Annotated in this window: 12 protein-coding genes; 11 read left to right on the top strand and 1 reads right to left on the bottom strand. The window is 63.5% G+C overall.

The window, feature by feature from the left end; translation table 11 throughout:
• The first annotated feature begins 19 nt into the window (after window positions 1-19).
• From RL72_RS08820 to RL72_RS19805, 11 genes are all read left to right on the top strand, one after another.
• Window positions 20-1,030 carry a LacI family DNA-binding transcriptional regulator gene (locus tag RL72_RS08820; protein WP_052674284.1) on the top strand — a complete coding sequence of 337 codons (1,011 nt, stop codon included), beginning with the start codon at window positions 20-22 and terminating at the stop codon, window positions 1,028-1,030.
• Window positions 1,031-1,174: 144 nt separating this feature from the next.
• Window positions 1,175-2,437, top strand: a complete 1,263-nt coding sequence (locus RL72_RS08815) for an ABC transporter substrate-binding protein (protein WP_045250463.1) — start codon at window positions 1,175-1,177, stop codon at window positions 2,435-2,437.
• Between the two features lie 155 nt (window positions 2,438-2,592).
• Entirely contained in the window at window positions 2,593-3,402 is an 810-nt protein-coding gene (locus RL72_RS08810; protein ID WP_211256039.1) for a carbohydrate ABC transporter permease, read from the top strand.
• A gap of 56 nt (window positions 3,403-3,458) precedes the next feature.
• A complete protein-coding gene (locus RL72_RS08805; RefSeq protein WP_052674283.1) occupies window positions 3,459-4,241 on the top strand; it encodes a carbohydrate ABC transporter permease in 783 nt (260 codons plus the stop codon).
• Window positions 4,241-5,470 (top strand): glycoside hydrolase family 99-like domain-containing protein, encoded by a 1,230-nt coding sequence (locus RL72_RS08800; protein WP_052674282.1) that lies wholly within the window; start codon window positions 4,241-4,243, stop codon window positions 5,468-5,470. The genes RL72_RS08805 and RL72_RS08800 overlap by 1 nt, the downstream gene beginning before the upstream one ends.
• A complete protein-coding gene (locus RL72_RS08795) occupies window positions 5,467-7,350 on the top strand; it encodes a DUF2264 domain-containing protein (protein ID WP_082072277.1) in 1,884 nt (627 codons plus the stop codon). Before RL72_RS08800 ends, RL72_RS08795 begins: the two co-directional genes overlap by 4 nt.
• A 160-nt stretch (window positions 7,351-7,510) precedes the next feature.
• Window positions 7,511-8,389 carry an AraC family transcriptional regulator gene (locus RL72_RS20630; protein WP_082072276.1) on the top strand — a complete coding sequence of 293 codons (879 nt, stop codon included), beginning with the start codon at window positions 7,511-7,513 and terminating at the stop codon, window positions 8,387-8,389.
• Window positions 8,390-8,440: 51 nt separating this feature from the next.
• The gene (locus tag RL72_RS08790; protein ID WP_052674280.1) at window positions 8,441-9,472 is read left to right on the top strand and encodes a hydroxyacid dehydrogenase; all 1,032 of its coding nucleotides are present in this window, start codon (window positions 8,441-8,443) and stop codon (window positions 9,470-9,472) included.
• A 40-nt stretch (window positions 9,473-9,512) separates the two neighbouring features.
• On the top strand, window positions 9,513-11,780 hold the full coding sequence (locus RL72_RS08785; RefSeq protein ID WP_045250461.1) for an alpha-L-rhamnosidase: 2,268 nt from the start codon (window positions 9,513-9,515) through the stop codon (window positions 11,778-11,780).
• 141 nt (window positions 11,781-11,921) lie between these two features.
• Window positions 11,922-12,344, top strand: a complete 423-nt coding sequence (locus RL72_RS08780) for a glycoside hydrolase family protein (RefSeq protein ID WP_156156748.1) — start codon at window positions 11,922-11,924, stop codon at window positions 12,342-12,344.
• 108 nt (window positions 12,345-12,452) lie between these two features.
• Window positions 12,453-12,959, top strand: coding sequence for a hypothetical protein (locus tag RL72_RS19805; protein ID WP_156156747.1), 507 nt, complete (start codon window positions 12,453-12,455; stop codon window positions 12,957-12,959).
• A 389-nt stretch (window positions 12,960-13,348) separates the two neighbouring features.
• Here RL72_RS19805 and RL72_RS08775 read toward each other — a convergent pair.
• Window positions 13,349-14,579 (bottom strand): rhamnulokinase (locus RL72_RS08775; protein WP_045250459.1); only part of this gene is annotated, 1,231 nt, incomplete at its 5' end.

The raw sequence follows: 14,579 nt of genomic DNA, 5'->3' as shown, positions 1-14,579 counted from the left end.
AGAGGCGATTGTGAGCAGGATGGCGACCATACGCGATGTTGCGGCGGCGGCGAGCGTGTCCACCGCGTCAGTGTCGCACTTCATCAACGGGACTAAGGCGCTCACCCCGGCGACGGCGGAGCGGATCCAGCAGGCCATCGACGACCTTAACTTCGTTCCCAATCGCCTCGTGAGGACCTTGCGCGGTGGGCGTCATTCAACCGTTGGGTTCGTGGTTCCGGACATGTCGAACCCGTTCTTTAGCGAGCTTGCGAGCGTCATCGAGGACGCGCTCCAGCCGTTCGGCTACTTGGTCGTGCTGTGCGACACGAAAGGGGACGTCCAGCGCGAGCACGATTACCTGCGTCGATTGGCTGAGATGCGCGTGGCCGGGGTGATCGGCGACTTCTCTGGTCGTACGGATGTGGATCTTTCGGCTCTTTCCGCGGTGGGGGCCTCGGTCGTGCTCCTCGGGGCCACAGCGGGCAAAGCGATCAGTAGCGTGAACGTGGACTCGACGGAAGCGGGGATCCTTGCGGCGGAGCATTTGCGCTCGCTCGGACACTCACAGGTCGCATTCTTAAGCGCGCCGGGTGGCGAGCGGATCACCGATGCGCGTTGGCATGCGCTCCTCGACGTCTTCGGTCGCAACCTCGGTGGGGAGAACGCGGTCGTTCATCTGAAAGCCGCCGGGCGACGCGCTGCTGATCATGCGACGCTCGTTGACTCGTTGCTGTCCCTGGCGCCGCGCCCGACAGCGGTGGTCGGGGCGAACGATTATCTCGCGCTTACGGTACTGCACAGTCTGCTGCGGCGCGGTGTGGACGTGCCGAACGACATGTCGGTCATGGGTTTCGATGATATTCCCGCAGCAGCCTTGTCCTACGTGGCGTTGACGACCGTGCGGGCGCCGGCAGAGGAGATGGGCAGAACTGCGGTGGAGATGCTCCTCAGGGCGATTCGTCGCGAGATCCCTCATCCCGAGCACGCGGAGCTACCGTCTCAACTGATCGTGCGTGACTCGACGACCGCACCCGGTCAAGTCAACTGATACCAATCCAAGGCGAGTCAGCGCCCCGACGTACCACGATGGATCGACTGCTCCCGCGGCAGGCAACACCTGCTTGCGCAGAAGAACGATGCCCGCTAACGTTTGGTTAAACATTTCACCGCATCGTGATTCGAAGGAGAACACATGTCACCCGCCCGTCTTGTTCGTGCGGCAACGGCCGCCGCGATCGCTCTGGCGATCGGTGTCACCGCAGCGGGGTGCTCGACTCAAGCGCCCACGACGGAGAAGGCCACAAAACTCACGGTCTGGGGATTCACGCCCACGGACTCAGTTTCTGCTGCCCTGAAGACGTACGAGAAGGAATCGGGTACCAAGGTCGATTACGTCGTCATCCCCGCTCCCTTCGAGCCCACCCTGCTCGCGAAGTGGACGACGGGGGAGCGCCCCGACGTACTCATGGGCCAGCCCAACGCCGCCTTCCTCCGGAAACTGCAGGCACCCACCACCCTGGCGGACCTGTCGGACATGGACTTCGTAAAGCAACAGAAGTACGGCCTGGGGAAGACCGGCGAACTCGATGGGAAGGTGTACTCGGCGACGTTCGGGTTCCCCACCATGTTCGGGGTGCTGTACAACAAGACAGTATTCCAGCAGAACAACGTTCAGATCCCCCGAACCTACGACGAACTGCTGTCAGCCGCGAAGACGCTGAAGAGCGCAGGGGTGACGCCGATCGGATTCAGCGGCGGTGACCCCTGGACCCTGCAGATGCCCCTTTTCGGCAACCTGGTCGATCCACTCGCTGACGGTTTCATCGGCGAGGTCAACAAGAAGAAGGCCAGCTTCGAGGATGCCCCATACGTTGACGCCGTAACGCGGACGCTTGAGCTCGCCAAGGACGGATACACCAACTCGGACTTCCTTACCTTGACCTACGCGGACGCTGTCAAGCAGTTCGAAGCGGGCAAGATCGCGATGATGCCGCAGGGCTCGTGGATCGTGGACATGCTCACCGGAGACATGACGAAATACGGGTTCATTCCCTTCCCGTCCACTTCGGGCGCAGTGCTCAAGCAGTCCGGCAATGCCACCGCCATGCAGCTCCCGCTCACGGGAAACAAGGCGCAGGAAAGCGCTGCCCGCGACCTCGTTCAATACATGACCGTCGGCGAGGGGTACAAGACTTACCTGACCGCGCAAGCCGAGCCCTCCATCGTGTCCGATGTCGCTGACCCCGCCAAGGTCAACCCGATCACCGCGGAGGCTGCCAAGCTGCTCGACGGCGCGGTTCCGAGTCTCGACTCGCAGACACTCGTTTCACTGGGCGACGTTCCGACGCTGCTCAGCCAGGCGCTGGACGGTTCCCTCACACCTGCCCAGGTGGGAGCACAGGTACAGCGGAACTACGCAGAGAACGCGAGCCTTGCAGGGATCAAAGGCTGGTGAGCACTTCGTACTCGGTTGGGGCCTCAGAGCAGACCTCTGGGGCCCCGGTCCGCGCCCGATCGGGGTCGAACAGACGGCATCGGCGCCGGCAGCTCTCCGGCATCTCGCAACGAGAGCAGTGGCTATTTCTCGCGGTTCCTGTGGGGCTTTTCGTCGTGTTCTTCCTCATTCCGGCGCTGATGAACCTCGGGTTGGCGTTCACGAACTGGAGCGTCTACTCGCCGACCATCACGTTCAATGGCTTCGCCAACTTCGAGAGACTCATCGCCGACGGAACACTGTGGCGCGCGCTCCGCGTGACCTTGGTTTACGCCGTCTGCGTCGTAATCTTCACCAACCTCTTGGGGCTCGTCGCGGCATTGGCCTTAGAGAAGTCGGTGCCGTCGAACGCGCCTCTGCGTGCGCTGATCTTCGTGCCGGTACTAATGTCGCCCCTCGCCGCGGGATATATCTTCCAGGGGCTTCTCTCCAGCGACGGAGTGCTCAATCAGCTGCTTAGCGCGGTCACCGGAACGGAGTGGACCACCCCATGGCTTGGAAGCACCACCTGGGCAATCGTGATAATCGCGGCCATCCAGGCATGGAAGACATTCGGTATGTGTGCGTTGTTCTACATCGCCGGACTGTCGACCGTTCCCGAAGAGTTGAAGGACGCAGCCAGGATCGACGGAGCCAACTTCTGGCAGACGTTTTGGCGCGTCCGATGGCCGCTCATGGCCCCTGCGGCGACCATCAATGTCTCACTCACTCTCATTGCAGGGCTCGGCACGGCGGACTATGTACTCGCCACGACGGCAGGTGGTCCAGCCGGGTCCACCCAGGTGCTCAACATGCTGGTGTTCCTTCAGTTCGGTAACGGTGCATTTGGGCAAGCCTCGTCGATGACTCTCGTGCTGTTCGTAATCGTCCTCCTTATCGCTGTCCCCCTGATCATCGGAATGCGTAGAAGGGAGATGGAAGGTTGAGTCTCCAAAGTCGACGATCCCAGCGCAATGACATCATCCGACTCTCCACTTCTTGGGTGTTCGTGCTAGCCCTTGTCGGCCTACCGCTGTACGTCATGATCCTCACGACGATGAAGCCGGCCTCACAGGCCCACACGGTGAACCTCAATTGGCCGACCGAGAACGCCTTCTGGGCGAACCTCGGGACCGTCCTTACCGAGGGCGAAACGGTCCGGTCCTTCTTCAACAGCGTGCTGATAGCCGTACCAACAGTTGCGCTTGCGCTACTCACCGGTGCTCTCGCCGCTTGGGTTATCGCCAGGGGACGACGCGTTGGCACGCAAATGATCTATTACCTCCTTCTGGCGGGGGTCATGCTCCCTCCAGCCATGATCGCGAGCGTGAAGCTCCTTCAATCCATCGGCCTCTACAACACGGTGCCCGGACTGATCCTGTTTCAGGTGGGAGTGGGACTCGGCGGAATCGTCTTCTTGATGACTGGCTTCGTCCGAGGCATTCCCTATGAGGTCGAGGAAGCGGCCCGAATCGACGGCGCATCTTCGCTGCGCATCTTCATTTCGATCATCCTTCCGTCAATGCGTCCCGTTCTCCTCACGGTGGGCATCACCAACATGCTGGCGGTATGGAACGAGTTCTTCACCGTCTTCTTCCTCCTCCCAAACCCCGCGTTCGCCACTCTGCCGCTCGGCCTATACAAATTCGCGGCAGCGAACGAGTATCAACTCAACTGGAACCTCATTTTCATGCAGATCCTTCTCGTCAGTCTCCCCATGATGATCGTCTATCTCTTTGCCCAGAAGCGGATCCTCTCAGGCCTGCTCGCGGGGGCTGGAAAGTGATGAGCCCGGCCGAGAACGATTCCGCTCGCCCACTCGTTCTCGCGTATTACTTCCCCAACTGGCATCGCGATGAGCGGAACTCAGAGTGGTTCACACCGGATTGGGATGAATGGCACCTGGTGCGAAACGCGAAGCCACGGTTTCCCGGCCACCGTCAACCCCGCGTCCCCGCCCTCGGCTACTTCGATGAGGCCTCGCCCGGTGTCGCGGAGATGCAGATCGCACTCGCGTCAACCTATGGTGTCGACGGCTTCTTGATCGACTACTACTGGTACGACGATGGCCCCTACCTTCAGCGCGCACTTGACGAAGGGATCATGCAGGCGCGCAACCGCGGGGACGTGCGCTTCGCACTGATGTGGGCGAATCACCAGCTTCTGGACATCTTCCCCGCCCCAGATCGTTCGCCCGATAGATTAAAGAACGGCGCGATCGGGCGTGAGGCCTTCGAAGCGATGGTCCACCACATCATCACTGAGTATTTCTCGTCGCCCAACTACCTCACGATCGACGGCTGCCCCTGGTTCTCGCTCTATGAGGTGGGTACTTTCGTCAGCGGAATGGGGGGACTTCAGCAAGCGAGCGATGCTCTGGAATGGTTCCGACAGCAGGTTATCGCCGCGGGGTTCCCGGGACTGCATCTGGATCTGCTTGTCTGGGGCTTCGGAGTTCTTCCTGAGGCCGTCACCGTAGATGATGACGCGGATATTGTGCGTGCACTCACCGCAGACTCCGCTTCTTCGTACGTGTGGATTCACCATGCTGACATGGCGGACTTCCCGTTTCCACAGGCGTCGGCACAAGCTCTCCGGGAGGCCGCATTCGCGGACTATGAGAGGCTCGCAGCCTCTCTTGAGGTGCCGTTCTATCCGAACGTGACAGTGGGCTGGGACTCATCTCCCCGGGTGGCCCAGAGCGCACCGTTTGCGCATGGCGACTATCCGCGAACTCCGGTATGGGATCAGACGCCTCAGGAGTTTGCCGAGGGACTGCGGCGCGCACAGGAGTTCCTGCGCGAGCACGCGCCGCGCAACCCCATCGTGACGATCAACGCATGGAATGAGTGGACCGAGGGATCCTCGTTGCTCCCCGACCGCGACCACGGCCTGGCGTACCTCGAAGCAATCCGTGAAGTATTCGGAGAGCCGCGCCCGTTGGATGTCGCGAACCTGGCGGACGAGACGATTCCGCCCTCCACGATTGATAGTCCCGTTCGAGAGGTCCGATGATGAGTGATACTTCGTCCCAATCTTCGCCGCTCCTCGGAGCCGCATCTAGACAGGAAGGCGGGCGCAGGACGCCACTTCGCGTGCGGACTCGCCAGGACCTCGCACAGTTGGCTGACCAGTCCCTGCTCGCGTTGCGCCCGTGGGCCACACCAGGACATGCAAGGTTCGATCTCCCTGGCCCTGTGAGCAAGGCTGGCCTCAGGGCCAGTGGCCTTGAGGGCTTCGCGCGCTCGTTCTTGGCCGTTGGCTTCTTGGCGGCGGGAGGCGATTCCGATCGCTCGAACCACGCCGAATGGTACGCGGAGGGTCTTGCCGCTGGTGTCAATCCGGCTGCAAGTGAGCACTGGTTGCCGCTTGACCGCGAACATCAGAATTGTGTTGAAGCCGCGGCGATCGCCATCGCCCTGCACGAGTCTCGTACCCAGATCTGGGATCGGTTGTCGCCGCTGGTGCAGGAGCAGACCGTGGAGTGGCTGGCAGGATCGTCGCGGGCATGGTACCCAGAAAGCAACTGGCAGTGGTTCCACAATGTGACGCAGGCGTTCCTGCGCTCTGTCGGTGGCCCCTACGACCAAAGTCAGATCGACCAACACCTCGACTATCTCGACTCATGCTACGCCGGCGACGGCTGGTACAGCGACGGAGTGGGCGAGGGGCGATTCAGTAACATCGACTGGTACTCCGGGTGGGTGATGCAGCAGTACGCGCTGTGGTACTGCCGCATGTCCGAAGGTCAACCCGGTATCGCTGAGCGTCAGGCGGAGTACATCGAACGGCTCCGCCCGTATGTTGCGGCCGCCACTGATCTCCATGGGGCGGACGGTGCCCCGCTCTACCAGGGGCGTTCCCTCGCGTACCGGTTCGCATCGGTCGGGGCCTTGTGGACCGGTGCCGTCTTTGATGCCTCCCCAAGACCACTCGGTCAGGTGCGTCACGCCGCGATGAACACGATCGACTACTTCGTGCAGCGAGGCGCTTATGGCGCCGACGGCCTACTTCGGCTGGGCTGGCATGGGGAGTTCGTGCCCATCCGGGAGGACTACCTCAGCATGGGATCGACGTACTGGTCAAGCCTGGGGCTTGCTGGCCTTGTACTCCCGGAAGATCATCCCTTGTGGACGGAGCCGGACGTGCCGGCACCAATCGAGGTAGCGGATCAACTCACCGCTCACCCGACGATCGGCTGGCTCGTCTCAGGAACGGCTGATGACGGTATCGTCCGTGTGGTCAATCACGGCGTTGATCACTCGACTGCCCTTGCAGGGCCTGAGCGCGCTCAGTATTCGCGTTACGCATACTCCACGGTCACAGCGCCGCTACGGTCCGCGATCGGATCAGGGGACTCAGCGGTCGACAATCAAGTTGCGCTCGTCGACGCTGACGGCCGCTGGTCGCATCGCTCTCTCATCGATCGGATTTCCGTTGAGGGGAATCGAGCAGAGAGCGTCAATCATGTGCGGTTCGAGGCGCCGGATGGCTCTTTTGACGAGGGGTCAATGATTCGGACGGTGTCGGTCGTGCACGGGGCCGTTGAGGTGCGAGCAGCGAGGCTGGAGACACCGCTGGAAGGCGCGGCGGTCGTTCTATCCGGATACCCGCTCCCGCATTCCTCCACGCCAACTGCGCGAGCGAACCTTGTCAGCGAAGTAGTTGGGCTTTCCTCGGGTGCCACCGATGGCGTGTCTGACCACGACGAGGACTCGGCGTTCGGTTCTGGCGTCCGAGTGCCCTGGACCCGGTACGAGCACCCTGAGGAGGGGAGATGGTATGTCGCGGCGGTGGCGCTCGGTGAGGAGCCTTCCGTGATGCCGCACGTCGTAGAAGACAAGGGGCGCGTGGAGATCGTGTGGGCGGACGGCGTTGTCGATGTCGTCGCATGATGTGTCGCCGGGAGAGTCCGGATCTTCCATCGGGCGCGGGAAGCGTTGGAGCCTGGTTGCCTCATTCAATGGGCTGGTCTTGTGGACGCGTCGTGGAGACAACAACAATCCGATCGCGCACTCTGATCATTCTCGCTCGACAGATGTGAGATGAGAATTGATGCAAGCTGCGCAACAGAGGTACAGTCGTGCATTTCTCTTAGGGCAAGAGACCATCGCAGTGCGGGCCGATCACCATGACCTTCCTCGAGATGTCGCCGCGCATGACCACGACTTCTACGAGATTGCAATCGTGACAGCGGGTGAAGGAAGGCACCACACGGCCGGGGGAGAGGCCGTTGTTCGGGCGGGGAGTGCCTTGTTGATTCCACCGAATCAGTGGCATAGGTACTCCGAGTGCAAATCGGTTGCCGTTTACGACTGTTTCATCGGCCCAGAGGTGTTCGAACGCGAGCTAAGCCTCATCGTCGACGATACGCCGCTCATCACCGCTCTAGCTCGCGGGCCATTCCCCAGCCCTCAGCGAGTTGATCTCGACGAAGAGCGACTCGCGGTAGCCGTCAGCCAACTCGATGCACTCGGGGATACATTCCGCGGTGCACGACTAACCGCGCTGGCCCATCTCCTCATGCTGATCGATGTCCTGGCCGAGACCTGGGCGCCGACCGGTCCGTGCTCACGACGTTCCGCTGGACATCTACATCCTGCAGTCGCGGAAGCCGCGACGTTGCTCGAGACGTCGCCGCAGTTTCCATGGACCCTCGCGGAGCTCGCGGCGACTGTGAACGTTGAACGCACGCACCTCGTCCGACTTTTCCAGAAGGAACTCGGAACCCCGCCAATCGCCTATATGCGTCAGCTGCGACAGCAAGCGGCTGCCCGACTCCTCGTCCAGACCCGCTTACCGATTTCGGAGATCGGCACTCAAGTCGGATGGGACGATCCGGCGCACTTCGCACGTCAGTTCAAGGCGTCGTTCGGGTTGAGCCCCTCAGCCTATCGAGGGCGCGCACGGTCAGGCGCCTCAGCCCATCGATAAGAGTCCGCTGCCGCCCCCGCGGCGTCCATAAGTCAGACAGAGAGGTCGAAAATGCCGGATGAGTCGACGAAGCGCCCTCGCGTCGCCGTGATCATGGGAGAGGAGCACTGGCGAGCCCAGTTCACACCAGAGCTCCGCCGACGCCTCGGTGAAGCGGCGAATCTCACCGCGCCAGTGCAGGTGAACTCGCTGAGCGATCCTGCGCTGGCGGGACAGCTCGCGGATATTGAGTTCCTGATCACCGGATGGGGTGCAATGCCCCTGAGTAGCGACGCGCTCGACAAGATGCCGCGGCTCCGCGGTCTTCTCCACAGCGCCGGTAGCGTACGGGGCTTAGTGACCAGTGATTTCTGGGAGCGCGGAATCACCGTGTCTACCAGCGCGGACCTTAACGCCGACCCGGTCGCGGAGTTCACGCTCGCATCGATCATCATGGCGGGCAAGAAGGCCCCATTTCTTGCCGCGGAACTCCGCGCCGAAGCCGCGAAGGATCCGCGCAGCGCCGTTGGTCCGGGTTGCATGGGGAATGCGCGACGGACCATCGGTATCGTCGGCTTCTCTCGAATCGGACGCCGGGTGCTCCACCTCGTCAGTCAGACGCTGCACGAGACCACCTGTCTGGTCATGGATCCGTTCGCCGACCGGCGGGAGGTAGCGGAGGCGGGCGCGCATTTGGTCTCGATGGAGGAGATGCTCGCACGCGCCGACATCCTCACTCTGCATGCCCCCCTGCTCCCGTCAACGCGACACATGATCGGGCCGCGGGAACTCGCCTTGCTCTCAGACGGGGTGACCATCATCAACACGGCTCGTGGAGCGCTGATCGATGAAGAGGCGCTGGAAGGCGAGCTCGTTTCGGGGCGGCTCTCTGCCATTCTCGACGTCACAGAGCCGGAACCGCTGCCGCCCACGTCACCCCTCTACGGACTGACGAACGTCTTCATCACCCCGCACATCGCGGGGGCATTGGGAACCGAGACCCAGCGGATGGCCTCGGCGGCGTTGGATGAACTGGAGCGGCTCAGTTCTGACCAGCCGCTGGAGCGAGAACTGACGCGGCAGCAATACGAGGTAAGTGCTTGACCCAGCCATCAGACGACCTCACCTCTAAGGACATGCACAGATGACTAATCCTCTCGATGACGCGGATTTCCTGACCGCACCCGCTCCGCGCGATTGCGCAATCCGCTTCTTTCGTGAAGTGATGCCGGACCGCCCGCGGGACGAGATCCAGGCCGCTGAGCTCATCGCCACAGCTCTCGGAATCTACGAGGCGACGATCGACGGGAAGCCGATCTCGTCATCGGTCCTGGATCCGGGCTGGAGCTCATACGAGTGGCGGCTCCCATACCAGACCTGGGATGTCACGGACCTGGTGCGGGAGGGCGTTGGTCCGATGCGGTTCGAACTGCACCTCGGCAACGGCTGGTATCGGGGGAACCTCGGGTTCGAGGGGGCGAACATCAACTACGGCGACCGGATTGGGGTCTGCGCGGCGCTCCGCATTACATACGCTGATGGATCCCTGCAGACGGTCCTAACCTCGGAGGACTGGTCTGCGCGGGAATCTGAAACAGTGCGGAACTCGCTATACCACGGTCAGACGATTGACGCACGGCTCCGCGGCGCCGGCACGGAGTTACCGGTTGAGATACTCGACGTCGATCGCGCCCGACTCTTCGCCCAGATCAGCCCTTCTGTTGTTCGGCACGAGAGCATCCGTCCGGTGAGAGTCAATTGGACGCCTTCTGACGACGTACTCGTGGACTTTGGCCAGAACCTCGTCGGGTGGGTCCGCATGCGCGTGCGCGGTCCACGGGGAACGAGAGTCATCATCCGCCACGCTGAAGTCCTCGAGAATGATGAGCTCGGAACACGACCGCTGCGGGCTGCACAGGCTACCGACGTGTTCGTGCTGTCGGGTGAGGACGATGTCTTCGAGCCAACGTTCACCTTCCACGGTTTCCGTTACGCCGAGATACAGGGGTGGCCGGGCGAGCTCGACCCCGACCAGCTCGAGGCAGTGGTGGTGCATTCCGAGCTTCACCGCACGGGATCTTTTGAGTGCTCGGACCTGCTCATCAATCGCCTGGTCGAGAACGTCGTGTGGGGGCAGCGGGGAAATTTCCTGAGCGTGCCGACCGACTGCCCCCAACGAGACGAGCGGCTGGGGTGGACGGGCGACATCGCAGCGTTCGCGCCCTCCGCGGCCTTCTTCTATGACGTCGCTGATTTCCTCGACGACTGGCTGCGCGACCTCCGGATGGAGGCTGAGCACACCGAAGGGAGGTTCGTGCCAGTCGTCGTTCCTGATGCCCTCAAGTACGCGCACTATGACGGAGACTTCTCGTTTCCGGAGATCGGACCGACCGCCATCTGGGGCGACGCGGCCGTCTGGGTGCCGGAGGCACTGTGGCGCGCATATGGAGACCGGGAGCGTCTAGCTGCGCACTATCCGGCGATGGTGTTGCATTTGGAGTCTGTTCGGCGGATGTTGTCTCCCGATGGGCTGTGGGAGCGTGGGTTTCAGTTCGGGGATTGGCTCGACCCGGATGCGCCCCCAGAGAACGCGGCCGCGGCGAAGGCCGATCCCCATGTCGTGGCCACGGCGTGCCTCTATCGATCCGCCTCCTTCGCGGCAGAGGCGGCAACAATCCTGGGACTTGAGGACGACGCCTCTCAGTGGACGGACCTCGCTCAGACGACGCGGCGCGCGTTCCAAGAGCACTATTTGAGGGACGGGAGGATTCAATCCGACTGCACCACCGTCTACGCCTTGGCGATTCACTTCGGCCTGCTCGATGAGACTGATCGCGCGCAAGCCGGTGAACGACTAGCTGAACTCGTTCGAGTGAGCCGGTACCGGGTAACAACAGGGTTCGCGGGCACACCTTTCGTGACATGGGCGTTGTCGGAGACCGGGCATATTGACGAGGCGTATCGGCTGCTGCTTGAACGCGAGTGCCCGTCCTGGCTCTACCCGGTCACGATGGGCGCAACCACGGTCTGGGAACGCTGGGACTCCATGCTTCCCGACGGAACGATCAACCCAGGTGAGATGACCAGTTTCAACCACTACGCGCTCGGTGCAGTCGCAGACTGGATCTTTCAGGTCGTCGGCGGGATCCGCCCGTTGGAACCAGGCTACGGCCGCATTCTCATCCAGCCGAGGCCGGGACCAGGAATCACCTGGGCGAGCGCTCACTACACTTCGCGAGCCGGCGACATCGATGTCTCATGGACGCTAGACGATGGCAGCTTTGCGCTGGTCACGACGATCCCCGACGGGGGCCTGGCAAAGATCGTCCTTCCAAACGGCACGACCCACCATGTCACTGGCGGAACGCACCGGTTCACTCAAAGCTTGTCGTCCCTCGCTGAACCGGGCTGACTCTCGTACCTATGGAGAACCGTGAACCGTCCCCGTCGTCTCTGTCTGACGACTGTGATCCCGTCGACCATATTGTCCGCTCGAATCCTGTCGCCGCCCCGACCGCGAACACCAACCCAAGAACACTTCAAGGAGCGCCCTATGTCGATGACAAGCGAAACCTGCCGCGCCCCCGCGCCGACAGCACGAATGCAAGCACGCGACGGTGGGGTGGTTCTCCGTCATGGTGACGGCAAGCATGGCGACCGATTCGGAGCGCGAGACGTGTGGGTCTTCACCGATGGAGACCAATACCTCATGCACTACGACGCGGCGGGCGACCACGGCTGGCTCGCCGCCCTGGCAACAAGCCCGGACGGGGTCCATTGGACGAAGCACGGCCCGGTTCTGGATCTGGGCCACCTCGGGGCCCAGGACAGCGGCTCGGCAAGCTACGGAACCACCTACTTCGACGGCCGGAACTGGCACATGTTCTATTTGGGGACACCGAACGTACTAGACGATGGCTTCCGTACACCTGCGTTCCCGTACATGACGATGAAAGCCGAGGGAGCTTCCGCTTGAGGCCCCTGGCGGAAGCGGCCCGACATAACGCCCTTCCTAGCGGCGGACGGCACATGGTACGACGACACAGCCAGCCCGGGCGCGGTGGTTCAAACTGAAGAGGGGTACGTGATGCTCTTCAGCGCTGCCACGACCGCCGTAGACGGCCGCGTGTGGCGAACACTCGGGACCGCTCGCACAGACGACCTTTCCGATGCATGGACCGTCGACCCACATCCCTTGCTACCGCTCACGGAGCAGATCGAAAACTCATCCCTATACTTTGAGGAATCCACGGGCACCTGGTTTCTCTTCACCAATCACATCGCCGAACTAGCGCCCGAAATGTCAGCACCACATGGCTACTCGCGCGAGTACACCGATGCCATCTGGGTCTACTGGGCGCCGGACCTTTCTTCCTTCACCCCCGCGAACAAAGCGATCGTGGTCGATACGACAGTCGCAGAGTGGTCTCCTTTGGTTGTTGGCCTTCCTAGTGTGCTCCGTATCGGAGAGCGACTCGCGGTGTACTACGACGGATCGAGCAAAGTCTCAATCAGCCATGGCCGACGGGATGTGGGAGTGGCATGGCTCGACCTGCCACTCCGAGTACCCGAAGGGGCGACTCAAGACTGAAGTCGCCTGCTTAAGGCGTGTCGCACGGACTGGGCGTAGTAGATGCCGGCCTGGCGAGGACCCCGGTCTCGGAGGAGGGCTCATAGTCCGGATCCCGGTGCTGCGGGAAGAACCCGAGCCCGCTCCGGCGAGGCTCGCACGGACGCGCTGGCGGAGACCCCGGCGAACATCGAGGCTCCGGGTCGCCCGTTGCTCCCGCCCGCGCCGATCGTCGCGGGGACGTACCGGAACACTCCTGTGCGGCTTCTGCCCGCGCCGCCCGCCGCGCACGCACCGGCGCCCGACTGGCACGGCCTCGAAGCACGGATCGCGCGCATCGCGACCTGATCCCGTGGTGCGGGTGACGGCCGGAGCGTGACCTCGTGCGCGCCGCGGAGCCCGCCGCCCGGTCAGCCGCGCGGCGCCCAGCGCGTCGGCGGGTGCGTGCGGCGCACGAGCCTCCGCAGCTCTTCGAGGGTCGCATCGTCGCCGAACACCCCCGCGGCTCGCGCCTGCACGAGCAGGTTCCCGAGTGCGGTGGCCTCGACGGGGCCGGCCAGCACCGGAAGGCCCGTGCGGTCGGCCGTCGCCTGGCAGAGCAGCCGGTTGAGGGATCCGCCGCCGATGAGGTCGATCGTCTCGACCGCGATGCCGGTGAGTGCGGACGCCGTCGACACGGCATCCGCGAACGCCTGCGCGATCGACTCCACGATCATGCGCACGAACGGCGCCCGTGCGGACGGCGGCTCGGTCCCGGTCGCCCGGAGGGCCGCCGCGATGCGCGCGGGCATGTCGCCGGGGCTGCTCAGCGACGGGTCGTTGGCGTCGAACAGCGGCACGTCCGGGGGGACGGTGGCGGCGGCGTCGAGCAGTTCCGAGAGGTCGATCGGCGTGCCGTCCTCGCCCTCCCAGGCGCGCACGGTCTCGCTGAGCAGCCACAGCCCCGTCACGTTGTGCAGGAATCGGATCCGCCCGTCGACGCCGAGCTCGTGGGTGAACCCGGCTGTGCGGGCGGCCTCCGTGAGCACCGGCTCGGTGAGCTCGAGACCGACCAGACCCCAGGTGCCGCAGGAGATGTACGCCGTGGACCGGGAAGCGAGAGGGGCGGCGGCGACTGCGGAGGCCGTGTCGTGCGAGCCGACGGCGACGACGGTCAGATCCGCGCCGATCCGTGCGGCGACGTCGGGGAGCAGCCGTCCGATCCGCGCGCCGGGGTCGATGAGCGGAGGCATCAGGGCGGGACGTATCCCGATCCGCTCGGCGAGCTCCTGATCCCACTCCCGGTCGCGCACGCCGAGGAGCCCGGTCGTCGAGGCGTTGGTGCGCTCGGCGACGCGCGCCCCGGTGAGGCGATGCGCGAGCAGGTCGGGCACGAGCAGCAGGGTGTCGGCGTCGGCGGCCCGCTCGTCGGCGGCGAGCTGATACAGCGAGGTGAAAGCCAGGAACTGCAGGCCGTTGCGGGCGTACAGGTCGCCGAACGGGATCCGCGCATGCACGGCCTCCACGCCGCGGGCCGTGCGCGCGTCCCGGTAGTGGAACGGCTCGGCGAGGAGCGCATCGTCGCGGAGGAGGCCGTAGTCGACGGCCCACGTGTCGATGCCGATGCTCTCGATCGCGGGTTCCCGGCGCACGGCCTCGGCG

The sequence above is a fragment of the Microbacterium azadirachtae genome (assembly GCF_000956545.1).
GTDB lineage: Bacteria > Actinomycetota > Actinomycetes > Actinomycetales > Microbacteriaceae > Microbacterium > Microbacterium azadirachtae.
Note: the sequence above shows the minus strand (reverse complement) of the source record. Positions and strands in the feature narration are given on the sequence as shown.

What these genes read in the sequence shown, in the direction of transcription:
- RL72_RS08820 (WP_052674284.1), top strand. Translation starts at nt 20, where the DNA reads ATGGCGACCATACGCGATGTTGCGGCGGCGGCGAGCGTGTCCACCGCG.
- RL72_RS08815 (WP_045250463.1), top strand. Translation starts at nt 1,175, where the DNA reads ATGTCACCCGCCCGTCTTGTTCGTGCGGCAACGGCCGCCGCGATCGCT.
- RL72_RS08800 (WP_052674282.1), top strand. Translation starts at nt 4,241, where the DNA reads ATGAGCCCGGCCGAGAACGATTCCGCTCGCCCACTCGTTCTCGCGTAT.
- RL72_RS08795 (WP_082072277.1), top strand. Translation starts at nt 5,467, where the DNA reads ATGATGAGTGATACTTCGTCCCAATCTTCGCCGCTCCTCGGAGCCGCA.
- RL72_RS20630 (WP_082072276.1), top strand. Translation starts at nt 7,511, where the DNA reads ATGCAAGCTGCGCAACAGAGGTACAGTCGTGCATTTCTCTTAGGGCAA.
- RL72_RS08790 (WP_052674280.1), top strand. Translation starts at nt 8,441, where the DNA reads ATGCCGGATGAGTCGACGAAGCGCCCTCGCGTCGCCGTGATCATGGGA.
- RL72_RS08785 (WP_045250461.1), top strand. Translation starts at nt 9,513, where the DNA reads ATGACTAATCCTCTCGATGACGCGGATTTCCTGACCGCACCCGCTCCG.
- RL72_RS08780 (WP_156156748.1), top strand. Translation starts at nt 11,922, where the DNA reads ATGTCGATGACAAGCGAAACCTGCCGCGCCCCCGCGCCGACAGCACGA.